This window comes from Aeromicrobium sp. PE09-221 (assembly GCF_002174305.1).
In the GTDB taxonomy this organism is placed as follows: domain Bacteria; phylum Actinomycetota; class Actinomycetes; order Propionibacteriales; family Nocardioidaceae; genus Aeromicrobium.
On the sequence record NZ_MIJB01000043.1, the window covers coordinates 1 to 24,920 of the forward strand.

The 24,920-nt window shown below is 65.9% G+C and carries 27 protein-coding genes; 12 read left to right on the plus strand and 15 right to left on the minus strand.

The genetic code is table 11. The features are described 5' to 3' along the window. Positions 1-74: 74 nt before the first annotated feature. Both BHE97_RS18455 and BHE97_RS18460 read right to left on the minus strand, forming a co-directional pair. Positions 75-317, minus strand: a complete 243-nt coding sequence (locus BHE97_RS18455) for a hypothetical protein (RefSeq protein WP_201791530.1) — start codon at positions 315-317, stop codon at positions 75-77. Between the two features lie 394 nt (positions 318-711). Then, positions 712-960, minus strand: a complete 249-nt coding sequence (locus BHE97_RS18460) for an SHOCT domain-containing protein (protein ID WP_087625509.1) — start codon at positions 958-960, stop codon at positions 712-714. A gap of 237 nt (positions 961-1,197) precedes the next feature. Here BHE97_RS18460 and BHE97_RS18465 point away from each other — a divergent pair, with 237 nt between their 5' ends. The 6 genes from BHE97_RS18465 (at position 1,198) to BHE97_RS18490 (ending at position 8,811) form a co-directional block, all read left to right on the plus strand. Beyond that, the gene (locus BHE97_RS18465; RefSeq protein ID WP_087625538.1) at positions 1,198-1,881 is read left to right on the plus strand and encodes a response regulator transcription factor; all 684 of its coding nucleotides are present in this window, start codon (positions 1,198-1,200) and stop codon (positions 1,879-1,881) included. 17 nt (positions 1,882-1,898) lie between these two features. After that, positions 1,899-3,002, plus strand: coding sequence for a HAMP domain-containing sensor histidine kinase (locus BHE97_RS18470; RefSeq protein WP_201791531.1), 1,104 nt, complete (start codon positions 1,899-1,901; stop codon positions 3,000-3,002). A gap of 260 nt (positions 3,003-3,262) precedes the next feature. Further along, positions 3,263-3,547, plus strand: a complete 285-nt coding sequence (locus BHE97_RS18475; RefSeq protein ID WP_087625510.1) for a metal-sensitive transcriptional regulator — start codon at positions 3,263-3,265, stop codon at positions 3,545-3,547. 26 nt (positions 3,548-3,573) lie between these two features. After that, positions 3,574-3,957: a heavy-metal-associated domain-containing protein gene (locus BHE97_RS21070; protein WP_343286128.1), complete on the plus strand. Its 384-nt coding sequence runs from the start codon at positions 3,574-3,576 to the stop codon at positions 3,955-3,957. A gap of 52 nt (positions 3,958-4,009) precedes the next feature. Then, positions 4,010-6,355 (plus strand): heavy metal translocating P-type ATPase, encoded by a 2,346-nt coding sequence (locus tag BHE97_RS18485; protein ID WP_087625511.1) that lies wholly within the window; start codon positions 4,010-4,012, stop codon positions 6,353-6,355. After that, positions 6,352-8,811: a heavy metal translocating P-type ATPase gene (locus BHE97_RS18490; RefSeq protein WP_087625512.1), complete on the plus strand. Its 2,460-nt coding sequence runs from the start codon at positions 6,352-6,354 to the stop codon at positions 8,809-8,811. The genes BHE97_RS18485 and BHE97_RS18490 overlap by 4 nt, the downstream gene beginning before the upstream one ends. Before the next feature lie 13 nt (positions 8,812-8,824). On the opposite strand, the gene BHE97_RS18495 is transcribed toward BHE97_RS18490, so the two are convergent. Next, complete coding sequence (locus BHE97_RS18495; protein ID WP_087625513.1) at positions 8,825-9,229, minus strand: four-helix bundle copper-binding protein; 405 nt, start codon at positions 9,227-9,229, stop codon at positions 8,825-8,827. A 171-nt stretch (positions 9,230-9,400) separates the two neighbouring features. Next, positions 9,401-10,129, minus strand: coding sequence for a F510_1955 family glycosylhydrolase (locus BHE97_RS18500; RefSeq protein WP_343286129.1), 729 nt, complete (start codon positions 10,127-10,129; stop codon positions 9,401-9,403). Positions 10,130-10,613: 484 nt separating this feature from the next. Between BHE97_RS18500 and BHE97_RS18505 the strand changes: the two genes are divergently transcribed. Further along, the gene (locus tag BHE97_RS18505) at positions 10,614-10,847 is read left to right on the plus strand and encodes a DUF2933 domain-containing protein (protein WP_146825559.1); all 234 of its coding nucleotides are present in this window, start codon (positions 10,614-10,616) and stop codon (positions 10,845-10,847) included. A 1,087-nt stretch (positions 10,848-11,934) separates the two neighbouring features. Here the strand turns inward: BHE97_RS18505 and BHE97_RS18515 are convergent. Then, positions 11,935-12,540 (minus strand): DUF305 domain-containing protein, encoded by a 606-nt coding sequence (locus tag BHE97_RS18515; RefSeq protein WP_087625517.1) that lies wholly within the window; start codon positions 12,538-12,540, stop codon positions 11,935-11,937. Positions 12,541-12,743: 203 nt separating this feature from the next. Between BHE97_RS18515 and BHE97_RS18520 the strand changes: the two genes are divergently transcribed. Both BHE97_RS18520 and ccsA read left to right on the plus strand, forming a co-directional pair. Then, the gene (locus BHE97_RS18520) at positions 12,744-14,309 is read left to right on the plus strand and encodes a cytochrome c biogenesis protein ResB (protein ID WP_087625518.1); all 1,566 of its coding nucleotides are present in this window, start codon (positions 12,744-12,746) and stop codon (positions 14,307-14,309) included. Then, entirely contained in the window at positions 14,306-15,220 is a 915-nt protein-coding gene (gene ccsA / locus BHE97_RS18525; protein ID WP_087625519.1) for a cytochrome c biogenesis protein CcsA, read from the plus strand. Before BHE97_RS18520 ends, ccsA begins: the two co-directional genes overlap by 4 nt. Before the next feature lie 34 nt (positions 15,221-15,254). Here the strand turns inward: ccsA and lnt are convergent, their stop codons facing one another. The 8 genes from lnt to BHE97_RS18565 form a co-directional block, all read right to left on the minus strand. Then, positions 15,255-16,733, minus strand: coding sequence for an apolipoprotein N-acyltransferase (gene lnt, locus BHE97_RS18530; protein WP_170931501.1), 1,479 nt, complete (start codon positions 16,731-16,733; stop codon positions 15,255-15,257). Positions 16,734-16,868: 135 nt separating this feature from the next. Continuing rightward, complete coding sequence (locus tag BHE97_RS18535) at positions 16,869-17,459, minus strand: CueP family metal-binding protein (protein WP_140400262.1); 591 nt, start codon at positions 17,457-17,459, stop codon at positions 16,869-16,871. A 62-nt stretch (positions 17,460-17,521) separates the two neighbouring features. Further along, positions 17,522-17,932, minus strand: coding sequence for a TlpA disulfide reductase family protein (locus tag BHE97_RS18540; RefSeq protein WP_170931502.1), 411 nt, complete (start codon positions 17,930-17,932; stop codon positions 17,522-17,524). 219 nt (positions 17,933-18,151) lie between these two features. Beyond that, a complete protein-coding gene (locus BHE97_RS18545; RefSeq protein WP_201791533.1) occupies positions 18,152-18,931 on the minus strand; it encodes a cytochrome c biogenesis protein CcdA in 780 nt (259 codons plus the stop codon). Between the two features lie 172 nt (positions 18,932-19,103). Then, positions 19,104-20,081, minus strand: coding sequence for a M56 family metallopeptidase (locus tag BHE97_RS18550; protein WP_087625523.1), 978 nt, complete (start codon positions 20,079-20,081; stop codon positions 19,104-19,106). Continuing rightward, positions 20,078-20,443 carry a BlaI/MecI/CopY family transcriptional regulator gene (locus BHE97_RS18555; RefSeq protein ID WP_087625524.1) on the minus strand — a complete coding sequence of 122 codons (366 nt, stop codon included), beginning with the start codon at positions 20,441-20,443 and terminating at the stop codon, positions 20,078-20,080. The genes BHE97_RS18550 and BHE97_RS18555 overlap by 4 nt, the downstream gene beginning before the upstream one ends. Positions 20,444-21,066: 623 nt before the next feature. Continuing rightward, the gene (locus BHE97_RS18560; RefSeq protein ID WP_140400263.1) at positions 21,067-21,273 is read right to left on the minus strand and encodes a hypothetical protein; all 207 of its coding nucleotides are present in this window, start codon (positions 21,271-21,273) and stop codon (positions 21,067-21,069) included. Positions 21,274-21,688: 415 nt separating this feature from the next. After that, on the minus strand, positions 21,689-22,036 hold the full coding sequence (locus BHE97_RS18565) for a metalloregulator ArsR/SmtB family transcription factor (protein WP_087625526.1): 348 nt from the start codon (positions 22,034-22,036) through the stop codon (positions 21,689-21,691). A 94-nt stretch (positions 22,037-22,130) separates the two neighbouring features. On the opposite strand from BHE97_RS18565, the gene arsM reads away from it, so the two are divergent. From arsM to BHE97_RS18580, 3 genes are read left to right on the plus strand one after another with little or no spacing between them, the layout of a single operon-like run. Next, entirely contained in the window at positions 22,131-22,940 is an 810-nt protein-coding gene (gene arsM, locus BHE97_RS18570) for an arsenite methyltransferase (RefSeq protein ID WP_087625542.1), read from the plus strand. Next, the gene (gene arsB / locus BHE97_RS18575; RefSeq protein ID WP_170931505.1) at positions 22,940-24,013 is read left to right on the plus strand and encodes an ACR3 family arsenite efflux transporter; all 1,074 of its coding nucleotides are present in this window, start codon (positions 22,940-22,942) and stop codon (positions 24,011-24,013) included. The genes arsM and arsB overlap by 1 nt, the downstream gene beginning before the upstream one ends. Next, a complete protein-coding gene (locus tag BHE97_RS18580; RefSeq protein WP_087625528.1) occupies positions 24,010-24,450 on the plus strand; it encodes a heat-shock protein HtpX in 441 nt (146 codons plus the stop codon). The genes arsB and BHE97_RS18580 overlap by 4 nt, the downstream gene beginning before the upstream one ends. 84 nt (positions 24,451-24,534) lie before the next feature. Here BHE97_RS18580 and BHE97_RS18585 read toward each other — a convergent pair whose 3' ends face one another. Continuing rightward, positions 24,535-24,741: a hypothetical protein gene (locus tag BHE97_RS18585; RefSeq protein ID WP_087625529.1), complete on the minus strand. Its 207-nt coding sequence runs from the start codon at positions 24,739-24,741 to the stop codon at positions 24,535-24,537. A gap of 5 nt (positions 24,742-24,746) precedes the next feature. After that, the gene (locus BHE97_RS20245; RefSeq protein WP_170931503.1) at positions 24,747-24,905 is read right to left on the minus strand and encodes a hypothetical protein; all 159 of its coding nucleotides are present in this window, start codon (positions 24,903-24,905) and stop codon (positions 24,747-24,749) included. Positions 24,906-24,920: the final 15 nt, after the last annotated feature.

Sequence of the window (24,920 nt, forward strand, 5' to 3'; positions counted from 1 at the left end):
GGGGGGGGGGGGAGGTGCCATGTCGACCGTTGGGTTTCCGGGACACGCAGCAGCTGGCGTCGTGGCGAGGGTCGTCAGCCGTGGTGACCCTCGTGCTCGTCCGGAACAACGGTCCGAACGGGAACACGGTCCTGGTCGCCGTTGCTGATGGCGGGGCCGATGACGAAGGCCGAGAGGGAGAACATCAGCGCGAACACACCCAACGCGAGAGCGGGCGCCTTCCACGAGTCGAATCGTCGATGGAGTCGTCGCAGCATCGGTATGGAGAAGATCAGTCCGATGACGGCGAACAGCACGTTGCCGGTCGCGCCGGTCACCAGTACTGCTCCGCCGAGAAGGGCCGACGTGGTGCAGCAGGTGGGGGAGCAGGCCCATGATGGCGCCGACAAGCGCGGTTAGTGCGTTCCATGCAGTCCCGAAGACGCCCACGTGCTTGTCAGATTCAGCCGGAGCGAGTTCCTCCGAGTTGAGCTCACGATCCGGGACCTGGCGTGCGGGCATCGTTAGTCGTTCGTCCAGTAGGACAGCGTGGTCATCGTGCCGGTCTCGGCGTCGTGAATGTCGTGGCATGGTGGGTCGTCCCCTGGCTCGGGTTGCGGCTTCGAAGTTCACTTCCAAGGCCCGCCATCGGGCACGATGGCGACGATCGGACCTGGGTCTTCATGGCACGCCGTCGATCCCGTTGCGGCGACAAGACGGTGGGTGGTTCTCCTACCGCTGTGAGGTGCGCAGCACGGTGCTGCGGGCGTGGTACTCGTCCTCGTTGATCTCGCCGCGAGCGAACCGCTCATTAAGGATCTGCATCGGGTCACTCCGAGCCGAAGGGGATGCATCAGAGCTCTGGGTGCCGCGGAAGATCGCGATCACTGCAACGATCACCAACGCCCAGAACGCGACCATGGCCAGAGTCATGAGGATCCAACCGACCCATCCCGTGCCGTCGTGATACCAACCCATCATCGTGCTCAGCTCCTTCCTCGGGCCTCGTACTCTCAATGATCGACCCGGCACTACGGCGACATAGTGGTCTTCGTGTGAAGGTTCGCTGAAGGATGGGCCGCCCGCGGTGCTGATCTGGGCTGGTAGGGCAGATGGACTGCCATCATGTCGGGTATGGGCGAGGACGTGATCAACGGAACGGTCGGCTCATCGGCGGGAGGTGCCGCGGGGGTTCGTCCCCCGACGGGCCTGCGGGCGATGGTCGTCGAGGACGAGACGCACCTTGCGGGGGTCATCGGCAGCTACCTCGAACGCGAAGGCCTGGAGGTGGCTGTGGTCCACGACGGTCTGGAGGCATTGGAAGTCGCTCGAACCGTCGATCCGGATGTGGTGGTGCTGGACTTGGGTCTGCCGAGTCTGGACGGTGTGGAGGTCTGTCGGCAACTGCGCACATTCTCCGATGCCTATGTGGTGATGCTGACGGCGCGCAGTGAGGAGGTCGACACCTTGATCGGACTCTCGGTGGGGGCAGACGATTACATGACCAAACCCTTCAGCCCTCGGATCCTGATGGCCCGGATCCAGGCACTGTTGCGCCGACCTCGGAAGCCGGATGGGGCAGACGACCACGTGGAAGGGGCCCGGACCTTCGGTGCGTTGGTCGTCGATCCACTGGGGCGAGACGTCTGGCTCGAGGGGGAACCGGTGTCGTTGACGCGCACCGAGTTCGACCTCCTGACCGCTCTCTCCGACCACCCGCAGATGGCATTCAGCCGCCGGCAACTCATCGACACCGTCTGGGGTCCCACCTGGGTCGGCGACGAACACCTGGTCGACGTCCACGTCGGACACTTGCGGCGCAAACTCAACGACGACGCCAGCCAGGCCCGATTCATCCGGACCGTCCGTGGAGTCGGCTACCGGATGGGCACCGGCCAGTGACCGACCGCCGAGCTCGCGTGGACACGACCCGTGTCCGCTCTCGGTTCGCCGCTCGGCTCTTGGTGGCCCAAGCCCTGGTGCTCGTGGCCGGGGCCCTGACCACGTGGCTCGTGGCTTCCGTCGTGGGCCCCGGCATCTTCAGCGACCACCTGCAACAGGCCGGTGACGAACACACCGCCGAGCAGATCCGCCATGTGGAAGAGGCCTTCGCCTCCGCGCTGGTTCTGTCCATCTCTCTCGCGCTGATCGCCTCGGTGCTCGCAGCGCTGGCCGTCTCCTGGTACTTCAGCCGCCGGGTTCAGCGTTCGATCAGCGACGTCGCGGCGGCGGCGGCACAGGTCGCTGCCGGCCGGTACGGCGCCCGGGTGCCCGACCCGGGACTGGGTGAGGAGTTCGCCTCGCTCGCACTGACCTACAACCGCCTCGCCGAGAAACTCGAAGCGACGGAGTCGACCCGCCGCAGCATGCTGGCCGACCTGGCCCACGAGATGCGCACCCCCTTGGCCACGATCGACGCCCATCTCGAGGCCGTCGAGGACGGCATCCGGTACCTCGATGACGACACCTTGGGCGTCATCCGAGGCTCGACAGGCCGACTGCGGCGCTTGGCCGAGGACATGACCGCCGTCTCGCGAGCGGAGGAAGGGCTCGACGTCACGCTGCGACCCGTGCCTGCAGCGGATGCTGCTGCGGCGGCCATCGAGGCCGCACGTGACCGGTTCGCAACCAAGGGGGTTCACCTGCTCAGCGAACTCGCCGACGCCGGCCAGGTCTGCCTTGACTCCGACAGATTCGGACAGGTGCTCGGCAACCTGCTCGACAACGCTCTGCGCCACACTCCGACGGGCGGGACCGTGACCCTGGACTGTCGCCGCATCGATGACTGGGTGCAGTACCGCGTCAGCGACACGGGCCAGGGGGTGGCGGCAGAGCACCTGCCGCACTTGTTCGACCGGTTCTACCGCGCCGACAGCGCCCGCGACCGCGGCCACGGTGGCTCTGGCATCGGTCTGGCGATCGCCAAGGCGCTCGTGGAGGCACAAGGCGGTGGCATCTCGGTGATCAGTTCCGGGCCCGAGAGCGGCACGACGTTCACGTTGCGCTTTCCCTGCCTCAAGTAACTCGTCCGCGCGGACTGAACGGTCCGGATCTTCAGCGAAACATCACAGAACCTCGCGGTCTTTCACCTACTGCCCTGGTCATCATGGCCGTGTTCAACACCGACTCGGTGAACGACATCAGCGTCTGACAGGGCAGGAAGCGGCGAACATGAAGGTTCGACGAAGTTCTCTTCGCGGCCGTGCTTTTCATTACCCGGTGGGGGTATGGTCAGTGACGAAGACCGATACCCCCGAGGGGTATCCTCCGAAGGAGTTTCGCGATGGCCGTTGAACCGGGATACATCACCGAGAAGCAGGCTGTCCTCGCCAGGCTGCGTCGCGTTGAGGGTCAGGTGCGCGGCCTGCAGCGGCTGGTGGACGAGGAGCAGTACTGCATCGACATCCTCACCCAGTTGTCGGCGGCCACGAAGGCTCTCGAAGGCGTCGCGCTGCTACTGCTGGACCAGCATCTCGAGCACTGCCTGACGCACCCCACCGACCCTGCCGAGGCCCAGCAGAAGCTCAACGAGGCCTCCGCAGCGATCCGGCGACTCGTCCGCTCATGATCGATCCATCAAACGAAGGAGCACCCATGTCCGTGTCAGACGACAGCCGCAATCTACAACTGCTCGACTCCTCCGTCGGCGACGGCGGAGGGTGCGGCTGCGGGGGATGCGGCTGCGGATCCAACACCCAGTCCGACAGTTCGACCGACACCACCACTGAGGCGATCACCATCGCCGCGCCGAAGGAGAGCGACATGACCACCAACACCTACGCCGTCACCGGAATGACCTGCGGCCACTGCGCCAGCGCCGTCACCGGCGAACTCAAGAGCCTCGACGGAGTCACCGACGTCACCGTCGACCTCGTCGCCGGCGGTACCTCGACAGTCACCGTCGCGAGCGCCGAGCCACTCGACCAGACCCAGGTCGCCGCCGCCCTCGACGAGGCCGGCGACTACCAACTCGCCTGAGGACCGAAACCCTCACGCGCATCCCGATTCAATCCAGGCAGGAGACACAGTCATGGCACAACCAACCCCTACGGTCGACGCGCTGCACGACGTCGAGCTCGCCATCGGCGGGATGACCTGTGCCTCCTGCGCCGCGCGGATCGAAAAGAAGCTGAACAAGGTCGAGGGTGTGTCGGCCACGGTCAACTACGCCACCGAAAAGGCCAAGGTCAGTTATCCGACGACGCTCACCCCTGCCGATCTTGTCAGCGTGGTGGAGGCCACCGGGTACACCGCGACCGTGCCCACTCAGGCGGCCAGCGGTGACGACCCTTCGACCGACGCGCAGACGGACCACCGGGATCTGGAGGCCGCGAGCTGGCGACAGCGCCTGATCGTCTCAACCGTGCTCTCCGTCCCGGTCCTGGCGATGTCGATGATTCCGGCGTTGCAGTTCGACAACTGGCAGTGGATCTCACTGACGCTGGCCTCACCCGTGGTCGTCTGGGGGGCGGCCCCGTTCCACCGTGCCGCGGTGACCAACGCGCGCCACGGCGCGGCGACCATGGACACCCTCATTTCCGTCGGAGTCACCGCCGCGTGGCTCTGGTCGTTGTGGGCGCTGCTGTTCACCCACGCCGGGATGACTGGCATGCGGATGCCGTTCGACCTCTTCCCGGATGGTGAAGCTGACGTCCACATCTACCTGGAGGTCGCGGCGGCGGTGACCACCTTCATCATTGCGGGCCGCTACTTCGAGGCTCGAGCCAAGCGCCAGTCTGGAGCGGCTTTACGCGCCCTGCTCGACATGGGCGCCAAGGACGTTGCCGTCCTGCGCGGCGGCACGGAGGTGCGCGTGCCGGTGGGCCAACTTGAGGTCGGCGACCGGTTCCTGGTGCGCCCGGGCGAGAAGGTCGCCACCGATGGCGTCGTCGAGGACGGTACATCGGCAATCGACGCGTCCATGCTCACGGGCGAGTCGGTCCCCGTCGAGGTCGGGCCCGGTGATGTCGTCGTGGGCGCCACGGTGAACGCCGGCGGACGTCTGGTGGTCCGGGCCGCCCGCGTCGGAGCCGACACCCAACTCGCCCAGATGGCACGGCTGGTCGAGGACGCCCAGAACGGCAAGGCGCAGGTCCAGCGACTCGCCGACCGTGTCTCAGCCGTATTCGTGCCCATCGTGCTCGTGCTCTCCTTGGTCACGCTCACCGCTTGGCTGCTGACTGGTCACAGCGTCACCGCCGCATTCACCGCCGCGGTGGCGGTGCTGATCATCGCCTGCCCCTGCGCCCTCGGTCTCGCGACCCCCACCGCACTGCTCGTCGGGACCGGCCGCGGTGCCCAACTCGGCGTGCTCATCAAGGGCCCGGAGGTGCTCGAGTCCACTCGGGTGGTCGACACGATCGTCCTGGACAAGACCGGCACCGTGACCACCGGAAGGATGGAACTGGTCGATGTGGTCCCCGCCGATGGTGTGAACAGTGCCGATCTGCTCCGGCTGGTCGGTGCCCTCGAGAACGCCTCGGAACACCCCATCGGTCAGGCCATTGCCACCGGGGCCAGCCAACGACTCGAGTCGCAGCTGCCCGATGTCGAGGGATTCTCCTCGACCCAAGGCCTCGGCGTCGCCGGGGTGGTCGACGGCCACGCGGTCGTGGCCGGCCGCCCCGGCTGGCTGGCCCGAGAGTGGAACCAACCCCTCGACGCGAGCCTGGCGGGAGTGGTCGAGGCCGCGGAACAGCAAGGCCGGACCGTGATCGCCGCTGGCTGGGACGGAGCGGCCCGCGGGGTCGTCGTGGTCTCCGACGCGATCAAGCCCACGAGTGCGCAGGCCGTGGCCGAGCTCAAGGAGCTGGGACTCGAGCCGATTCTGCTCACCGGTGACAACGAACGCGCTGCCCGTGCCGTCGCCGCCGAGGTGGGCATCGAGCAGGTGATCGCCGAGGTCCTCCCCGCTGAGAAGGTCGCCACTGTCGAGCGTTTGCAGCGCGAGGGCCGCACGGTCGCCATGGTGGGAGACGGCGTCAACGACGCCGCGGCACTGGCCACCTCCAACCTGGGCATCGCCATGGGCACCGGCACCGACGCCGCCATCGAGGCTTCCGACCTCACTCTCGTTCGCGGCGACCTGCGCGCCGCCGTGGACGCGATCCGGCTCTCTCGGCGCACGCTGCGGACCATCAAGAGCAACCTGTTCTGGGCCTTCGCCTACAACGTTGCGGCGCTGCCCCTGGCCGCGCTCGGTCTGCTCAACCCGCTGATCGCCGGCGCTGCCATGGCGTTCTCCTCGGTGTTCGTCGTGTCGAACAGTTTGCGACTGCGGCGCTTCCAGCCCGTCTCGACGCAGACAGCCGAGACGTCGCACGCTCGCCTTGACTCAAGCAAGACCAACCTTTCCCATGTGGAGGCAGGACGATGACGACGCACCAGCACACGAGCGGCCACCGCGACCATCACGCGCAGCGTGACGGGGGTACCACCGCCATCATCGAGGTCTCTGGGGTCCAGTGGGCGTCCAGCAAGAACGTCGCCGAAGCGATGCTGTCGCGCCGGCCCGGGGTGCTCTCCGTCGATGCCAACCCGGTCGCCCAGACGGCCACCGTCACCTATGACCCGAAGCGCACCAGCGTGAGCGATCTGCGGGACTGGGTGCGCGAATGCGGATTCCACTGCGCGGGACAGTCGGTTCCCAATCATGTGTGCGATCCGCTGCTCGAGCCTGGCCGTGACGAGCACGCCGAGCACCACCACGAGCTCCAGCACGACGGTCACGACGCGGGCAGCAGCCACGCAGGCGCGGCTTCGCCGATCTCGTCACCGCATGATGCGATGGGCCACGGCGGTCACGGGACGATGTCGATGGCTGACATGGTTCGCGACATGCGCAACCGATTCCTGGTCGCCCTGCTGCTCGCGGTACCCATCACGCTGTATTCGCCGATGGGGCGGGACATGCTCGGCTTCGACGCGGCCGCTCCGTTCGGGATGCGCGATGACATCTTCGCCTTGATCCTGTCCCTGCCGGTGATCTTCTACTCGGCCTGGATCTTCTTCGACGGCGCCTGGCGGGCGCTCCGGGCCAAGACGCTGGACATGATGGTGCTGGTGGCCGTGGCCGTCGGAGCCGGCTGGCTGTACTCCCTCGGAGTCACCGTCACTGGGGGCGGTGAGGTCTTCTACGAGGCCGTTGTCATGCTCGCCGTGTTCGTGTTGCTCGGCCATTGGTTCGAGATGCGGGCACGAGGCGGCGCCAATGACGCGATCCGTACGTTGCTTGACCTGGCTCCACCGTTGGCGGTCGTTCTCCGCGACGACGAACCGGTCGAAGTTCCCACCTCCGAGGTCGAGGTCGATGACCTTCTCCTGATCCGGCCGGGGGCGAAGATCGCCACTGACGGCACCGTCGAAGAGGGCGAGTCGGAGGTCGACGAGTCCATGGTCACCGGCGAGAGCCTCCCGGTGCACAAGGGGCCCGGCGATCGGGTCATCGGCGCCACCATCAACGCCAGCGGCACCATCCGGGTACGCGCCACCAAGGTGGGCGCTGACACCGCTTTGGCACAGATCGTCGCGCTGGTGCAGCAGGCGCAGAACTCCAAAGCGCCGGGACAGCGACTCGCGGACCGGGCCGCATTTTGGCTCGTCCTGGTCGCACTGGTCGGTGGAGTCGCCACCTTCCTGGTCTGGCTCGCTGCCGGCGCAAGCGTGCAGACTGCGCTGCTGTTCGCCATCACCGTGGTCGTGATCACCTGCCCCGATGCCCTCGGACTCGCCACGCCGACAGCGATCATGGTCGGCTCCGGCCTCGGCGCGAAGCGCGGGATCCTGTTCAAGAACGCCACCGCCATCGAGAGCTCCGCGCGCGTCGACACCGTCGTCTTCGACAAGACCGGCACCCTCACCAAGGGGGAGCCCGAGGTCACGGACGTCATTGTCGGCGACTTCGATCGCGATCGGGTCCTGGCGCTCGCGGGCGCACTCGAACGAGAGTCCGAACATCCTCTCGCTCAGGCCGTCGTGCGCCACGTCGATGCAACCGATGTGCCGCGCTTGCGCGCCACCGGATTCCGCAACGTCACGGGCATCGGCGCCCTCGCCGAGGTCGACGGCCACCAGATCGCCATCGGCAACCGTCGCCTCATGGAATCCGAAGCGATCACCATCGGTGACCTGGGTGCTCAGCGCGACGAGATCGCCGCCGGCGGCCGCACGGCGGTGTTCGTTGCCGTCGATGATCGGGTCGTCGCGGTGATCGGCATCGCCGACGCGGTCCGCGAGACGTCCGCCGCCGCGATCTCCGCACTTCACGAGGCAGGCATCAGGGTCGCCATGCTCACCGGCGACAACCGTGCGACCGCCGAGCGGATCGCCGAGGAGTTGGGCATCGACGACGTCATCGCGGACGTCCTGCCCGAGGACAAGGCACACCAGGTCAAGCAACTGCAGGCGCAGGGGCGCACCGTGGCGATGGTCGGTGACGGAGTCAACGACTCGCCTTCTCTCGTGCAGGCAGACGTCGGCATCGCGGTTGGCGCGGGTACCGACGTCGCGATCGACGCCGCAGACGTCGTTCTCATGAGGTCGGACCCGCTGGACGTCCCCGTGGCGCTGACGATCGGCCGAGGCACACTGCGCAAGATGCGTCAGAATCTCGGTTGGGCGGTGGGATACAACGCGATCGCGCTACCCATCGCGGCAGGTGTCTTCCAACCGTCCTTCGGCCTGGTCCTGAGGCCCGAGGTCGCCGCCTTGTCGATGTCCGGCTCCAGCTTGCTGGTGGCAGTCAACGCGCTGCTGCTCAAGCGACTGCGGTTGCCCGGGCAGCAGCCCGAGAACGATCCCACCCAGCGTTCGGAGATGCAGCGGGCGTCCTGAGAGAGCTTGTGCCTCAGCCCAGACTGGCGAGGAGGTCGCGACAGGCTTCCTCGCACCGGCGGCAGGCCTCGGCGCAGATGCGGCAGTGCGCGTGCATGCTGCCGTGACTCTCACACTCGTCGCCACAGGCCTCGCACGCGGCGGCACAGGCTTCCAAGAACGCTCGGGTCACATCGGCGTCGTATCCAGTGCGCCTCGATAGCATGTTGCCTGTCGCAACGCAGATGTCGGAGCAGTCCAGATTGGTGCGGATGCATGTCGTCAATTCGGCGACCATGTCCTCGGCCAGGCACGCGTCAGCACAAGCCGTGCAGGCTTGGGCGCATTCGAAGCAGGCTGCGATGCACTCGGCCAACTTCTGCTTGTCGATCTGACCCAGATCCTTCGGGTGAGCATCCAGCATCTTCGTGTGAGCCATAGTTCTCCTCCTCGAAATGGTGGTGGCGGGTGACCTGCATCTGACGACCGGTGGGAACCGCCCTCCCGTGATCAGTACCCGTCCGGTAGGCGGACCATTCGCTCACGAGCTTCTTGCCCAGGGGATGTAGGTGTCCTGGACCGCCAGTCGCGATCGGAGGGGCCATGACTGCTAGGTGAGGCGACTCCACGTGGCACCTGAGGTCGTCGATTCGAAGACGGCATCACCCGCGGCTGCGTACCAGCGATCCGGCGTCACTTCGAGTGCCTCCGGGGAGTCCGGGAGCGCACCTCCTGCTCTCCAGCTCTCACCGCCGTCCCGACTCACATGAACACGTCCAGTGGCTGCAATGCCCACGACGAGACCGTCCTGGCCCCCATCGATGTACGCCAAGGACGGTGCGACGACGGTCCGCGCGCGAGCTCCATCGCTCGCGGGATAACGAATCAATCCGCCGGACGGGGTCGTCACGAAGAGGTCAGTCGAGTCGAGATCGGTGGCGACGTCAATCACCGGACGTTCATCGATCGTGATCCAGTTCGTACGGTCGCTCGTGAGAAGCAGCTGTCCGGAAACGCCGTTGTAGCCCGCCAGCCGAGAGTCAGTGCCATCGAGTGCGTGGAAGTCTGCCTTTCCCGCTAGGGACACCTGCCGCCACGTCTTCCCCGCGTCGATGGACTCCATCAGACCGAGATGCGTGGGCAGGTCGCTTGCCAGGTCCGGGTGACCACTCGCGACGAAATGCCCGGGACCGATCACCGAGAATCCCATGAGATCGTGCCAAGCTTCCCCGACCCGCCGCGGTGGCGACCCTTCCTCCACGGTGAACAGGCCCAGATGAGATGCCACGAAGAGAGTCCCGTCGGCGGGGTCGATTCCCATGCCGTGAACGTGCCCCATGGCATCGCCCGACGTTGACTCGATCTTTGGTGCTGCCGTGCCGCAGGCCGCGAGCGAGGACACGATTACGGCGGATACAACAACTGCCGCACAGGCGCGGCGGGTGTTACTCACGTGACAGCCCTTCTGTCGAGGACGGTAACGGTGAACTCTCCGGCGTGGCCGGCTCGTGGCGTCATACAGGTCATCTCCGGCTAGCTTGCTGAAATCCCTATAGAGCCAACACGAAACATGTGTCGGAATGTTCACCGCGCAATGAAGCTTCCCTGAAGATTCCAGCGTGACCGGCTCGGCCTTTCACTCCCGGGCAATGGGACGTCGTACAACGAACGTGGCACCGTGGCCGCACTTGTGCGTGTTGTCGAGCAAGGACCCAGCAGCACCCGGCTGATTCACGAAGCGGGATCTTCAGCGAACCTTCACGGAATCAGCGCCCCAGTCGGGAGTCGGGGAGCGGATGCTGGGGTGGTTCGTCCCAGGGAACATGAACCGGTTCAATGGCAAGTTGGTGTGGTTCGTCGCCGTAAGTGCGGCCGTGCTGGTCGGTGCGTTCGCCATGGGTGCGCCACCGTCGGGATTCGTGCTCATCCTCCTGCTCGCTTGCCCGTTGATGATGCTCCTTTTCATGCCTGAAACGCATGGCGAGGCTGACGAGGACGACGACTCGCGGCCCGTCGAGAAGGACCTTCAGCGGTGCGGGCCCCGCAGCGGACACTGAGGCCACGTGGAGTGTCGTTTCTGACCGCTTAAGGCCATCAATCTCACCCGGGCGCACAACGCGAGCGTCCAAAAGGGTGCCTCAGGGTCGATCGACCCCGCCCGGCCACGCATTGGCCCGACACCCATCGAGGGTTTTGGTCTGTTGGAGCATGACCGGAGCTGGCGCGCCGTTGCCTGGGCAAGCGGCGTGGGGGAGCCCGAGCGCATGGCCGAACTCGTGGTTGATCAGGTACCGACGATATGCACCGATGTCCTTCCCGTAAGACGGGGCGCCATTCACCCAGCGCCAAGCGTTGATCACGACCCGATCCCCATTGCGGCACGAGAGGCGGCCGGCGGTGTCAAGGGGAGCGCACAGGTCATCCGCCGTCTGTGGCGACGCGAGAATGATCCTCACTGAGGCATCGTTCGCCACGCGAGTGAATTCGTGGCCAGGGGACGCCCACCCCCGGGGATCGCTGAGGGTGGCGTCCACGGCTCGCGCGAATCCCGCTGGCGCGAACGAAAGGCCCTCCTCGACTTCGACTTGGTAGGTCATGGTCGTGGGCGTGGATTTCCGCGGGGCAGAAGGGGTAGGTGCGATCTGGAACCTGCCTGACGCTGCCTCTGGGACACTGACCGGCTTGTCCGTGTCCGTGGATCGCCGCGCGGGTGGCCGGGCGGAACGGCTGCCCCGGCTTTCGACGTGGTCCTTCGGCGGCGACGGTCTGGCACGTGGCAACTCTGACCGAGCATCCGAACCGTTGGAAGCTGGGTCATCGGGGAGTTGCTTCTGTCCGTTGCCGACATAAGGGACGAGGAAAGCAGTTGCAACCACGGCTGCGGCCGACGCGGGTAGTCCTATCCACGCGGTCCTGGGTCTTCGCGCGCGCTGGGGCTGACGGCGCCGGTGTCCTCGCGGAGCCACCGGGCTGGCGGCTCCACTGCGACTCCTTCTTCGGGAACCTGTCACGACCTCGCTCGATCTGGAAGGGCGGCGTGCCGCCGGGCTGGGGGGGAAGTGACCCAGCGGCACGCCAGTCGGCTGCAGCATCCATTCCGACGGCAGGTCGGAATCATGGTGGAGATGCTGCGAAAACGCTGCGTTAGGACCCGAGGAGACTGTTCATCAGGTCGATTTCAGCCTGCTGGTCGCTGATCACCTTCTGTGCCATCGCGATCGCGTCGGCATTCTCGCCGTCCTGGACTTCCGTCTCGGCCATGGCGACCGCACCCTCGTGGTGCTCGATCATCATCTGCAGGAACATGCGGTCGAACTCAGCGCCAGATGCATCCTCGAGGGACTTCATGTCCTCCTCGTCCATCATCCCGGCCATGCCGCCTTCGTCACTGGACCCGTGGTTCATGTCCCCGTGGTCCATCTCCCCGGACGGCACGTCTTCACCCCAACTCTCGAGCCAGCCCTCAAGGGTCTCGATCTCGGGACCCTGCGCGGCTTCGATGTCGGCAGCCAAGGACTTGACTTCGTCGCTGCCGGCACGTGTCTCGGCGACCTTGGCCATCTCGATCGCCTGCTCGTGGTGAGGGATCATCTGTTGGGCGAACGTGACATCCGCGTCATTAAACGGGGCGCTCTGGCTGGAGGAGGAGCCCGTGTCGCTCGACTTTCCGCCATCGGAATCGTCGCTGCATGCGGCCAGGGTGAGACCGATCGTCGCGAACAGCGTGAGAGCCGCCAGCTTCCTCTTCATCAGGTTTTCTCCATCTCTGGTCGTCTTCAGTACGCCAGCGAGTCTGCCTCCCGAATGTGAAGAGCGACCACGCTCAGTCCTCAAGGTTCCATGAAGACTCCGGGACTGCGCCGGGTCCGAGGCTCCCGGTTGGTCGACCGGGGCGGTCGGACACACGTTGAAGGCGAGAGTTCAACTACTAGGAAGCATAGTAGACTCCAGCCATGGTCGACGAGGCGCTCAAGGAGAGAGATCAGTCGAAGTCGCCGACGCCAACCCGGACTGTCTACGGGTGGGGCTGGGGCCGCTGGGCGTGGCGAACGCTGACGTCGATGCGGACCGCCGTGATCCTACTGGCGCTGCTCGCGCTGGCGGCGATCCCCGGGTCGTTCCTGCCACAACGGAACGTGGCGACCGATCCCGCGGCCGTCCCCCTCTTCTACCGAGACCATCCCACCATGGCGCCATGGCTCGACCGACTCTTCTTGTTCGACGTCTACGCGTCTCCGTGGTTCGCGGCGGTGTACCTGCTGCTGCTCGTGTCCATGACCGGCTGTGTCCTCCCTCGATGCGCGAAGCTCTGGCAGGAGTGTCGCGCGGAGCCGACACGTGCTCCGACCCGCTTGTCGCGGATGGATGGTCATCGCGAGCTGTCCGTGCAGTCAGACCGTGGCTCGGTGCTGCGACGCGCTACTGAGATTCTTTCGCGGCGCGGTTACCGGGTCGTGCAGGCGCCTGGGGAAGTCCGGGCGGAGAAGGGCTACGTCCGCGAGGTCGGGAACCTCATGTTCCACCTCTCGCTGTTGCTGTTGTTGGTGGGCATGGCCAGTGGCAAGCTCCTCGGGTTCGAAGGTCGAGCCGCGCTCGCCGACGGGGACACCTTCACCAATGTCGAGTCGTCCTACGACGAGTTCTCCCGGTCGGCCCTCACCCGCGTCGATGAGCTGACTCCGTTCTCGGTCACCTTGGACGGCTTGGACGCCGAGTTCGCCCTCAGCGGTTCGCGTGCGGGGGAGCCTCGCAAGTTCGACGCCACCGTGACCTACCTGCAGGCCGACGGAACAGAGAAGTCCGCCAGCATCAAACCCAATCAGCCCCTCGACATCGAGGGAACCAAGTTGTTCCTCACGGGGCACGGCTACGCGCCGCGCGTCACGGTCCGCGACGGTACCGGTGAGGTCGTGTTCGCCGGTCCGGTGATTTTCCTGCCGATCGAGAACAACTTCACGAGCGACGGAGTCGTCAAGGCGCCGAACGCCCAGCCGACACAGCTCGGGTTCGAGGGTCTCTTCTTGCCGACGGCTCCCACCAATGAGGGCGACCGCTCGCAGTTCCCCGGTTTGATTGCCCCGCGGTTGGACCTGACTGCCTATACCGGTGATCTCGGGATGGACCGGGGTGCTCCTCAGTCGGTGTACGCCATCGAGCTCGACGGCATGGAGGAAGTGGCCCAGAAGCAGATGCGGGTGGGCGACTCGTTGGAGCTGCCCGACGGAGCCGGCAGCATCACCTTCGATGGCGTGTCACGTTTTGCCAACTTCCAGATCGCCTATGACCCGGGCAAGGAGATCTCGCTGGTCGCGGCGATCTTCCTGATGGTCGGCCTCACGACGTCGCTGGTCGTGCGTCGCAGGCGGGTGTGGGTTCGTGCCGTTGACTCCGGGTCGACGGTCACGGTGGAGATCGCCGGCCAGTCGCTGACCCGCAGGGATCTTCCCCCCGCTGATCTGGTCCGCCTTGAACGAGAACTACTCAGCCTCAACAAATCCTTGGAAAGGACCCCGTCATGACCTGGGCTCGGCTGTCGGACGATCTTGTCGTCGCCACCATGATGATCCTCGCGTTGGCGTTCTGCCTCTATGCGGTGAGCATGGCTCAACGCACCACACGGCAGCGAGGCGTCGCGAAAGAACCAGTGACCACACCAGCCGCCGCGTCCTCAGCGGCGGGCGGCGCACTCGAGCACGAGCCCGAGGTGGGCCCGCCGTGGAGCGAGCGGACCGCGCGGATCGCGTCGGTCATGGTCGTGATGGGCCTCGTGCTCAATGCGGCCGCGGTCCTGGCACGCGGAATCGCGGCCGAGCGAGCGCCGTGGGGAAACATGTACGAGTTCGCGATCGTGGGTTCGACCGCGATTCTCGGAGCCTATGTCGCGGGCCTGTCCCGGTATCCGCTCCACAGGCTGGGGATCTGGGTGATCGGACTGGTACTCGTGACTCTCGGAAGCGCGGTCACGGTCCTGTACACACCCGTCGATGCGCTGATCCCCGTTCTCGATTCGTACTGGTTGGCGATCCACGTCGGGGCCGCGATCGTCTCGGGCGGAGCGTTCACCGTCGCAGCCGTGACCTCGGCCGTGCAGCTGGTCCGGCCCGGGCGTCACCCCGAACGTGACGAGATGCTGGAGCGGGTTTCCTACGGGTTGATCGTGTTCGCCTTCCCCGTCTGGACGTTCGCGGTCATCGCCGGCGCGGTGTGGGCCGAAGCAGCCTGGGGACGCTACTGGGGCTGGGATCCGAAGGAGACCTGGGCCTTCATTACCTGGGTGTTCTACGCCGCGTACCTCCACGCCCAGTCGACCGCCGGCTGGCGGGGCAAACGCGCCGCCTGGTTCAGCATCGCGGGGTACATCGCGTTCCTGTTCAACTTCATCGGCGTCAACATGTGGGTTGGGGGACTCCACTCCTACGCAGGAGTCTGAGGCCCGAGACGCGCGGAGCCCGGCGCGCCGCTCCTCACGAGGGATCGCTGGCGCGTCGGGCTCGTCTCGACGCCGCGTACCGCCATGCTGCGAGAAGCAGGCCGACCATGCCACCACCGACGATCGCCAGCGTGCGTTGTTGCTGGAAGCGCACCGCCGGAGTGAGACCAGCGCGAAGCTGCACCGTCTCGACCAGCACCTCGGTGCCTCGGGACCGGTTCCGTGCGCGGACCAAGCCGTCCGCCGAGATGATCCCTGAGACGCCGTTGGTCGATGCCACCACGACGTCCCTGCCCAGCTCGACTGCTCGAGCGCGGGTGATCTCGAACTGTTGCGCTGGTTGGGCGGTGCCGGTGAACGTGGCGTTGCTGGTCTGCACCACGGCCACGCGAGCGCCGCGTCTCACTTGGGCCGGCAGCACGTCGTCGTACGCCACGTCGAAGCAGATCGCGTCGGCAACCGGCACGCCGTTGACCTGCAACGGCACCTGTCCGTTCCCGGGCAGCATGTCGCGAGGGATCTCCTCGAAGCGCGGGAACCAGTCACCGATGATCGGTCGCCAGGGGATGTATTCGCCGAACGGCACCGGGTTAGCTTTGGTGTAGGAACCGACGGGAATGCCATCGGAGGACCACAGCACTCCCCGGTTGAACGCCTGCTCAGGACGGGGACCGTCGACGATCGCCCCGACGAGCACCGGCGCGTCGACAGCCACTGCCGCATCCCCGATGGCCTCACTCAGGGCGAGATCCCTGGCCGGGTCGAGGGCAGTGGCGTTCTCTGGCCACACCACCAGGTCCACCGATCGCCCTTGCGCCGTCAGCGACTTCGCCAGCCGCCGGGTGGCCGCAAGGTGATTGCGGGTGACGGTCCGATGCTGTGCGATCAGGTCGGTGCCGTCGCCCGGCACCCCGCCCTGAACCACCGCGATTCGAGCGGATCCAACGGTGGGGACGTGGAAGGGCAGGGTGGCCGCGACCAGTCCGATGGTCATGGGAATCACGAGCCACAGGACCATGACGCGCCGGGGGAGCAGGACGAGGTGGGCCACACCGAACCCGGTCGTCGCGACCAGCAGGCTGGTGCCAGCGATACCGAGGTGAGCAAGCGCGGGCTCCCACGCCGTGTCCATCGCGGTGACCCCCAGTCGCCCCCAAGGCATCCCGCCCAGAGGCCAGCTGCTTCGTATCGTCTCCGCGCTGACCCAGATCAGTCCGCCCCACAGCGGCGCCGCAGGCACATCGCGGACCACCCGGATGCCCAGGCTGGCGATCGCAAGGAAGAGAGTTTGTGCCGTACCGAGTGCCAGCCACGCGGCCGTGCCGATGGATTCGTCCAACCACCAGAGCAGCGGAAGCATGTACGCGAGTCCGAAGCACAGACCCAGTACTGGCGCACGGCTCCGAGACTCGCGTTGAATTCCCCACCACAGGAGTGCCATCGCGACAGGAGCCGCCACGCGGAATCCGAGTGGCTCGAAGGACGATGCCGCTAGGAGCCCCCCGAGGCTCATGGCGATGACTGAAGACCCCATGCGTGGGACCAGCCCCGTGAGCGCGGCCGAGAAGTCAGGCAAGAGTCGGCGAAGCGGTCCCCTCGAGGTGGTCTCGAAGACGATCACCCGGACCACCCCAGGCGGCACATCGAGTCAGACGAGTTTGAGCGTTGTCACGCACGTAGGTGCGTCCGGCTTCGTGGTGAAGTCAACGGTCCCTGTCTTGTCGCCCAGGCGAATCGACATGGTTCCCTCGATGTCGGCCGGCAGCCAGAATCCGACGAACCCGTTCGAGTACGTTTCGACGTCCTCGTCCACGATCACCGTGTCGTTGGTCTTGTCCACGATCTTCACGCGCACCTCGGTGTCAGCCAACTCGCCCTTGCACGTGGTCAGCGAGTGGAAGAAGCACTCGTGCGTTTGCGAAATGAAGGGTGCTGCGGACAGGTAGAAGCGGTCACGGTCCAACGGGACGCTGCCTTCACTGTCGCCCGCGCTGAGGATCAACTCGTCTGCTCTCACCGAGGCCATCAGGTCAGTTGGTCGTTGGTCCACCGGGAGGCGATCCAACGCGTTGATCACCTCGTCTGCAGATTTTCCGGCGAGCCCATACGGCTCCAGGATCTGTTGCGTGTCAGCGGAGTCGCCCTTCGCATCTTCGTTCCCGCCACGTTCTGGTGACGAGCTGCCGCAAGCGGACAAGACGAGGATCCCGAGAATCGCGATACAGAACAGTCTCTTCATCGGTGTGCGTTTCCTCTTCTTCATCTGGAACTGGTGGGTCGTGACCTGTCGGTTCTGCGCCATTACCGGACGTCGTCCGTCTCCTGAAGTACTGGTTCGAGCAGGCTACGCAGAGTCGCCGCGGTGGCCGGACCAATGACTCGGGCGGCAACTCTGCCCCGGCGATCCACCACGAGTGTCGTGGGGACCGCTGAAGTCGTCAGGGCTCCACCGAACGACAGTGTCGCGGTCGATGAGTCCTGAGCGATCACGCTGTCGTACGGGATCTCGTAATCGCGTTCGAAGGCACGTGCCGCCGCCTCGTTGTCCCGAACGTTGATGCCCATGAATGTCACCGCATCGCCGTACTGATGGGCGACCTCGACGAGGTCAGGTGCCTCGGTCGCGCAAGGGACGCACCATGAACCCCACACGTTGTAGACGGTCACCTCGCCGCGCAAGCTGTCCGTGTCGATGGTCTTCCCGCTGAGCAAGCGGGCTTTGAACGGCCGCGACTGGACGCGATCCGCCGATTCGTACTCCTCGATGATTGATCCTCCGTCGGCTCGGGCGGCCGATGTTGGTGTGGACGCGTTGCTGGACCACCACCACGCGAGAATGCCGAGCGTCGCCAGGACGGCAAGTGCTGCGAGAGTCCTCTTCCTGGTGCGGTGGGGGGTTCGAGATGGAGTAGTCACGGGTCAGGACCGCTTTCAGATCGGAGGATTCCACGTGTCGACAAGGCCTTGGGTGGCGGCCATCAGTTCGGACCACCATCCGGTCAGTTGCAGGACGCCCAGAGCAATGAGGAAACCGCCGCCGACTCGAGCCATGTTCGCGGAGTGCTTGCGAGCCCATGCGGTGCGTCGCATCCAGTTGGTCACGGAGAACGCGGCAATCAGGAAAGGGATCCCCAGGCCCAAGCTGTACGCGAAGGCGAGGCCAGCTCCTCGTCCCGCGGTGGCTGACGTTGTGGCCAGAGCGAGTACCGCCGCGAGCGCGGGTCCGATGCAGGGGGTCCACCCGACTCCGAAGACGATTCCGAGTAGAGGGGCACCGGCCAGGCCGACGCGCGGCCGGTACTTGAGTCGGACGGTTCTGTTCACGAACCGAAGGCCCGAGCCGGACAACGCGAAGCCCAGGCCCATCAGCACCGTGAGGACTCCGGACCAGCGGATGATCTGGTCCTGGTGCTCAACGAGTTGGGAACCGAGGATGCCGAAGAGCGCGCCGTAGCTGGTGAATACGGCAGCGAATCCCAGCACGAACAGTCCGGCGCCGACCAGTGTGCGCCCGCGGCCATGAGAAGCCTCGCCGCGTAGTTGGTGCGCCACGGTTGATTCCTGCCCCTCGACTCCCGCGACGTAAGAGAGGTATGCGGGCACGAGGGGGAGGGAGCACGGTGAGAAGAAGGAGACGACGCCAGCGATCACCGCTACGAGCATTGCGAGGATCAGCGATCCGGAGAGGATGGTTTCCTGCAGCTCGATCATGGGAGTCCGCCGAGCTCACCGGCACCTCGAGTGCATGGACCCATCGGCCCTTGTCGCACCACGGTCATACCCCTAATCGGTCGAGAACGAACGTTGATCCATCTACTAAGGAAGATAGTACATGGTGCTCGAGTGTCTCGGGGTGTCGCGTGCTGGCGGCCCGCCGTTTGAGTCAGGAGAAGAGAGCGGGGCGACTGCAACAAGCGTGGGTGAAGCCGCTCTCCCCGCCCGAGTAGGCGGTCAGGAGCGCCGGCGCCGCACCTGTCCCCACGATTGCCGCCACGATCAGACCAGTGGTCATCCGGCGGAGCGGCGGCTGCGGCCGGACCAGTCGTCGTGCCCGAGCCAGCGTCGCGCCTCCTGTGGCGGCCAAGGCACCGGAGGGAACACGCGATGGGGTCATGACGGCGAGTTGAAGCAGTGCTGAGGCAAGTTCGGGGCCGTCCTCGGTCTCGATACCGTCGTCAGCATGCATCTCCGCGAGATCGGCGATCTCCTGGTGAGCGACGCCGAAGAAGGGCAGGAGCGGGAGTGCCTCCGCGAGAGCCAGCGACCGTTGGACCAGACGATCGTGACGTGCGGCGAGGTGAACTCGCTCATGTCGCAGGACCAACTCCAACTGCCTGGCGGTCAGGTGGTCGGCGGCCCCGCGGGTCACGACGATCTTCCCCCGGCGCGACCTGCGTCCATCGGGGATGCAGTAGACAGCCGCGGAACCGTGATCGAGCACGACCACGTCCTGACCGAGTGGGCTTTCGACGAGAGCAAGAGCCTGACGGTGCTGGCGGCGGGCGAGAGTCGCTTCGCGATGATGCCTCGTGAGTGCTCGGGCAACGCGCCACATCACCAGGAAGAACAGTCCGAATCCAACGGCGCTGACCGCCGCCCCCGCCGGGGTTGAGTACTGTCGCCGAAGCTCGACGAAGCAAGCGTGAAGGATCTCTCCTGCGGTGCCCACCGGCGAGAACCCGGGCAGTGCGAGGCAGATCGACCCGAGCAGCAGGGAAACTACGACCGCGCCCGCGAGGGCCTGCCAGAACGCAATGGCGAGCCGTGGGGAGCGATGAGTCCAACGAGCACGACCAAGCCCGAAGTGGCCGGCCAGCATGAATGCCCCTGCCAGGGCGAAGAACCCCGCCGCATGGCTCATGGGACGCCCTCGGGGTCATTCCCCGGCTCTTGGAGGAGTTGACGCAAAGACGCCAAGGCTTCCTCATCCAGGCGGTCGACGAAGTGCATCAGCACCCCGCGCCGGTCCCCGCCGTCGGCGAGTGCGTTGCCGAGCAATGAAGCGGTGTACTCCTCGCGAGTTTCGCGCGGGCTGTAGACGTAGGCGCGGCCCTGACGCTCACGGGTCACGAACCCCTTGCCATGGAGGTTGTCCAGCACAGTCATGACTGTCGTATAGGCAATGGTCCGGTCGGCCGCGATGAACTCCTGGACCTCGCGTACGGTCTGGGGCTGCTCGACAGCCCACAGGCGTTGCATCACGGATGTCTCCAGCGGGCCCATCGCTCACCAACTCTCGGTCTACTATGGGACATCGTATCCGGGGTCCGTGAATCTGGTTCGCCGTGGCCGCATCTACGCAGTGACAGATGGCGTGACCTAGGAACGCCGTCTACCGCTCGGTGCGCGTAGAGGGGGGCATCGGTTTGCTCGTACTCAGTTGGGACACGACTCGACTGGATCGAACGAAGCGCGTCCCATACTGGCCGCTTTGTGGCCTGATTGGCCCAGTTCTCGTTGCAGGTAGTCGGGTATCGTCGGAAGTGACCCGAAGGGATCATCCCTACCATTGGAGGGATTTCCGCGGTTCTCGGTACCCACCGTCTTGGCTCGTACGGAGCTCGGACTCGTCAGGGGGTCGCAGGTTCAATCCAGGCAGCCGGCCGCGAGACCCCCGCTCCGACCGATCCGTCAATGGCACGCTTCCATCGACGAATGAGCGTAGGTCGGTGGCAGGACGTACGCCGAGATCTGTCGCCGCTTATGGGCGCAAAACTCACCGACCCGGCGTGTGTCGTCTCGGAGACTGCAAGACCCTCTCGCTCTCGCCAGTGGGGTTTCGTGCCTCCGGTCAGGCGTGCGCCCGGCCAATTCCCGCTCGTAAGGGCGCATGGCGATGTCACGGTCTAGCTGGTGGGTGTCCTCCACGCGAACGTAAAGAGCATGAACTCAGAGACAAGCGTCGAGTTCATCTGTACAAGCTCCCACCCCTGCTTCGCGTAGTTGTCCAAGTAGGAGTCCAGTTGAGGAAACGTGAACTCCTTCCCCGGAATCGGATCGACGTCAAAAAAGACCGGAAGTGACGTCACGAAGAGCTTGCTGTCGCTTGGCATGAAACAAACCATAGGGGGCAGCTGCACCTTTCGGTGCCATATGAACTGGGTGCTGAGTGTGCCGACCAAAGGAGGTCGATCTTGCGCTATCGGGCCGCTGTCGGCGTCTCGTGGGGCGTCCTTTACGGGCCGCCAAGGAGCAATAGGGCGACGACTACGATGGACAGTACGAACTTCAGATCGGTGCACCCCCAGGGGGCACACTTCCGACGTAACGGGACGCAACGGTAGGTAACGCTCGCTGGAATTGCAGGCGAGAACTGATTTTGCCTGGAACGCCAGAGAGCGTCGCTTGGGTTCAAGTCCCCCCTCGGACACGCAAGAACCAGATGGCTCTGACTCGCGGGAACGCGATCAGGGCCATCTGGCTTTTCGTGCCGGAAGCACCGATGCGGGGTGAACCCCGTGAAAGCTCTCATGGCTTCAGGGCGTTGCTGAGCGCGTGAAAGGCGCCGTCGACGACACGATAGAACGCCCATCGGCCGCGCTGTTCGCGCACGACGAGCCCGGCGTCCACGAGCTGCTTCATGTGGTGCGAGACGGTCGGTTGAGAGAGTCCGACGGGTTCGGTCAGGTCGCAGATGCAGGCTTCGCGCTCGACCTGGGCCGCGATGAGGGACAACAGCCGGACGCGCGTCGGGTCGCCGAGCGCCTTGAATACCCGCGCGAGGTGCTCGGCCTCCTCGACGTTCAAGGTGCCTCCCGTGACGGGCGAGCAGCAGTCGACTTGGTCGACGACGGGGAGGGCGCTGCGGATGGTCATGGAGACAGTCTCTCAGACGCATTGACAAACGTCGATACATAGACCAATCTCGATGCATCGACACATGTCGATCGAATTCGAAGGAGCGTCCGCCATGGCCAGCGCATCGCACACGAAGGAAGAGTTGCTCGACGAGGTGCGTCAGCGCTACGCGTGGGCCGCCACCGCCGTCGGGCGTGGCGTGTCGACCACGGAGGTGAACGATTCGCTGCGGGTCGTCGCCGCTTGCGATTCGTCCGGTTGTGGCAGCGTCGACGTGGCGGTCGACGAGTCCTTCGGTGCCGCGTTCTACGACAGCGACGACCAGGAGGTCCTTCCCGCGGAGGCGATCGCAGCGAGCCTCGGATGCGGCAACCCCACGGCGGTCGCCGAACTCCGGGCAGGGGAGAAGGTCCTGGATCTCGGGTCCGGCGGCGGCATCGACGTCTTGCTCTCGGCCCGCCGGGTGGGGCAGACCGGGTTCGCCTACGGCGTTGACATGACCGATGAGATGCTCGAGCTCGCCCGCGCCAACGCGGAGAAGGCCGGCGCCACCAACGTCGAGTTCCTGAAGGGGACGATCGAGGACGTCCCGCTGGCAGGTGCCTCGGTCGATATGGTGATCTCGAACTGCGTCATCAACCTCTCGGTGGACAAGCCGAAGGTCCTCGCCGAGATGTACCGCGTGCTTGTTCCCGGCGGCCGCATCGGCATCTCCGATGTCGTCGCCGAGAACCACCTTACGGCCGACGATCGCGCCGATCGTGGCTCCTACGTCGGCTGCATTGCCGGCGCTCTGTCGAAGCAGGAGTACCTGACCGGGCTCGCGGAGGTTGGCTTCGTCCACGCGGAAGTGGAGTTCACGCACGAGGCCGTCCCCGGAATGCACGGCGCCATCATCCGTGCCACCAAGCCGAGCGCATGATGTCGACGGCACAGACCGAGGACGCGCGGCGTCTCGGCACTCTCGACCGCTTTCTGCCAGTGTGGATCGGGCTCGCGATGCTCGCCGGCTTGGTGACCGGTCGAGTCGTACCGGGCGTCGCCGACGCACTCGAAGCCGTCACGGTCGGAGGGATCTCCGTGCCGATCGCGTTCGGCCTGCTCGTCATGATGTACCCGGTGCTGGCGAAGGTCCGGTACGACGAGGTGGGCCACGTCGCTCGCGACCGTCGCATGATGGCGCTGTCGCTCGTGCTCAACTGGCTGATCGGCCCGGCGCTCATGTTCGCGCTGGCGTGGTCGTTCCTCCCCGACCTGCCGGAGTACCGCACCGGCCTCATCATCGTCGGACTCGCGCGGTGCATCGCCATGGTGATCATCTGGAACGACCTGGCCTGCGGTGACCGTGAGGCCGCCGCGGTTCTTGTTGCGGTCAATTCCGTCTTCCAGGTCGTGGCGTTCGCCGGTCTGGGCTGGTTCTACCTCGACGTGCTGCCGGGCTGGCTCGGCCTGTCCACGACAGGGCTGGACGTGTCAGCATGGGAGATCGCGCGCAGCGTGCTGATCTTCCTCGGCGTGCCGCTGGCCGCCGGCTACCTCACCCGCCGCATCGGCGAAGCGCGCCGAGGTCGGAACTGGTACGAGCGCGAGCTGCTGCCACGGCTCGGTCCGTGGGCGCTCTACGGGTTGCTGTTCACGATCGTCGTTCTGTTCGCATTCCAGGGCGAGAGCATCGCGAGCCAGCCGTTCGACGTCGCTCGTATCGCCCTGCCGCTGATCGTGTACTTCGCGCTGATGTGGGCGGGCTCGCTTGCTCTCGCACGCGCCGTCGGACTGGGCTACCCGCGCGCCACCGCGGTGGCGTTCACCGCGGCCGGCAACAACTTCGAGCTGGCCATCGCCGTCGCCATCGGCGTCTTCGGCGTCACCAGCGGTCAAGCACTCGCGGGCGTCGTCGGGCCCCTGATCGAAGTCCCCATCCTCATCGGCCTGGTCTACGTCGGCCTTTGGGCACGGCGCTGGTTCCCCGATACCACCGAAGGAGCACGCCCATGACCGAGCACGTCCCGCAGGTCGTCTTCGCCTGCGTCCGCAACGGCGGCCGCTCCGTCGCGGCCCGTGTGCTCGTCGAGCACTACGCCCAGGGCTGCGTCGTCGCGCTGTCGGCAGGCACGCAGCCGGGGGAGCACATCCACCGGGAGGTCGCCGACGTTCTCGAGTCGCTCGGCCTGGACACCTCTCGCGAGCAGCCCAAGCACCTCACTCGGGAGATGATCGCCGCCAGCGACCTGGCCATCACCCTCGGCTGCGGCGAGGAGTGCCCGTACGTCCCCGGCGTCAGCTACCGAGACTGGCCGGTCGACGACCCGGGCGGCCAGGACGAAGCCACCGTGCGACGCATCATCGCCGATCTCGATGCGCGGGTACGGGAGCTGCTCGACGAACTGGCTCCCGAGCTGCGACTCAGCCCCAGCGTCCTGGCCTCGTTCTGACGACCGCTGTGACTGACGTGGGACCCGGTCGCCCTCGGGAAGACAACGGTTCGCCCCGATGAGGTGCGATGAGCTCGAAGGCGGTCATTCCTCCGTCACGTCGTGGGCGTGTTTAGCGACGTGCAGCAGGGAGGCGACGGCTCCCGCTCCTGTGAGACCGAGGCCGATATAGGCCCAGGGGACGGCATCGAGCGGCCCATAGCGCACGACGAGGAGACAGACGATACCCAGCAGGGCGATGCTCAGGGTGATGCCAAAGCTCAGCGTCCACCCCGGATGGCGGAGGCGCACCGCGCTCAGTCCTCGTCCTCATCGGAGTCCATGATGTCGCTGCCCGCCTGCGGAGCAAGGCGACCTTCGCCGGTGTCGGGTGTCTCCTCCGGCTCGGGAGGGGTCGGTCCCTGGTTCGCGACCTGACCGCCCTCGTCCTCGGTGTTCTTCTCGCGTGACGTCATACCCGGTACCTACCC

What these genes read in the sequence shown, in the direction of transcription:
- BHE97_RS18535 (WP_140400262.1), bottom strand. Translation starts at nt 17,459, where the DNA reads ATGAAGAGACTGTTCTGTATCGCGATTCTCGGGATCCTCGTCTTGTCC.
- BHE97_RS18485 (WP_087625511.1), top strand. Translation starts at nt 4,010, where the DNA reads ATGGCACAACCAACCCCTACGGTCGACGCGCTGCACGACGTCGAGCTC.
- BHE97_RS18550 (WP_087625523.1), bottom strand. Translation starts at nt 20,081, where the DNA reads ATGAGCCATGCGGCGGGGTTCTTCGCCCTGGCAGGGGCATTCATGCTG.
- BHE97_RS18475 (WP_087625510.1), top strand. Translation starts at nt 3,263, where the DNA reads ATGGCCGTTGAACCGGGATACATCACCGAGAAGCAGGCTGTCCTCGCC.
- BHE97_RS20245 (WP_170931503.1), bottom strand. Translation starts at nt 24,905, where the DNA reads ATGACGTCACGCGAGAAGAACACCGAGGACGAGGGCGGTCAGGTCGCG.
- BHE97_RS21070 (WP_343286128.1), top strand. Translation starts at nt 3,574, where the DNA reads ATGTCCGTGTCAGACGACAGCCGCAATCTACAACTGCTCGACTCCTCC.
- BHE97_RS18580 (WP_087625528.1), top strand. Translation starts at nt 24,010, where the DNA reads ATGACCGAGCACGTCCCGCAGGTCGTCTTCGCCTGCGTCCGCAACGGC.
- arsM (WP_087625542.1), top strand. Translation starts at nt 22,131, where the DNA reads ATGGCCAGCGCATCGCACACGAAGGAAGAGTTGCTCGACGAGGTGCGT.
- BHE97_RS18490 (WP_087625512.1), top strand. Translation starts at nt 6,352, where the DNA reads ATGACGACGCACCAGCACACGAGCGGCCACCGCGACCATCACGCGCAG.
- BHE97_RS18465 (WP_087625538.1), top strand. Translation starts at nt 1,198, where the DNA reads ATGGTCGTCGAGGACGAGACGCACCTTGCGGGGGTCATCGGCAGCTAC.
- BHE97_RS18545 (WP_201791533.1), bottom strand. Translation starts at nt 18,931, where the DNA reads ATGATCGAGCTGCAGGAAACCATCCTCTCCGGATCGCTGATCCTCGCA.
- arsB (WP_170931505.1), top strand. Translation starts at nt 22,940, where the DNA reads ATGTCGACGGCACAGACCGAGGACGCGCGGCGTCTCGGCACTCTCGAC.
- BHE97_RS18565 (WP_087625526.1), bottom strand. Translation starts at nt 22,036, where the DNA reads ATGACCATCCGCAGCGCCCTCCCCGTCGTCGACCAAGTCGACTGCTGC.
- BHE97_RS18555 (WP_087625524.1), bottom strand. Translation starts at nt 20,443, where the DNA reads ATGGGCCCGCTGGAGACATCCGTGATGCAACGCCTGTGGGCTGTCGAG.
- BHE97_RS18515 (WP_087625517.1), bottom strand. Translation starts at nt 12,540, where the DNA reads ATGAAGAGGAAGCTGGCGGCTCTCACGCTGTTCGCGACGATCGGTCTC.
- BHE97_RS18520 (WP_087625518.1), top strand. Translation starts at nt 12,744, where the DNA reads ATGGTCGACGAGGCGCTCAAGGAGAGAGATCAGTCGAAGTCGCCGACG.
- BHE97_RS18505 (WP_146825559.1), top strand. Translation starts at nt 10,614, where the DNA reads ATGAACCGGTTCAATGGCAAGTTGGTGTGGTTCGTCGCCGTAAGTGCG.
- BHE97_RS18495 (WP_087625513.1), bottom strand. Translation starts at nt 9,229, where the DNA reads ATGGCTCACACGAAGATGCTGGATGCTCACCCGAAGGATCTGGGTCAG.
- ccsA (WP_087625519.1), top strand. Translation starts at nt 14,306, where the DNA reads ATGACCTGGGCTCGGCTGTCGGACGATCTTGTCGTCGCCACCATGATG.
- BHE97_RS18500 (WP_343286129.1), bottom strand. Translation starts at nt 10,129, where the DNA reads ATGGGGCACGTTCACGGCATGGGAATCGACCCCGCCGACGGGACTCTC.
- BHE97_RS18460 (WP_087625509.1), bottom strand. Translation starts at nt 960, where the DNA reads ATGATGGGTTGGTATCACGACGGCACGGGATGGGTCGGTTGGATCCTC.
- BHE97_RS18560 (WP_140400263.1), bottom strand. Translation starts at nt 21,273, where the DNA reads ATGCCAAGCGACAGCAAGCTCTTCGTGACGTCACTTCCGGTCTTTTTT.
- lnt (WP_170931501.1), bottom strand. Translation starts at nt 16,733, where the DNA reads ATGAGCCTCGGGGGGCTCCTAGCGGCATCGTCCTTCGAGCCACTCGGA.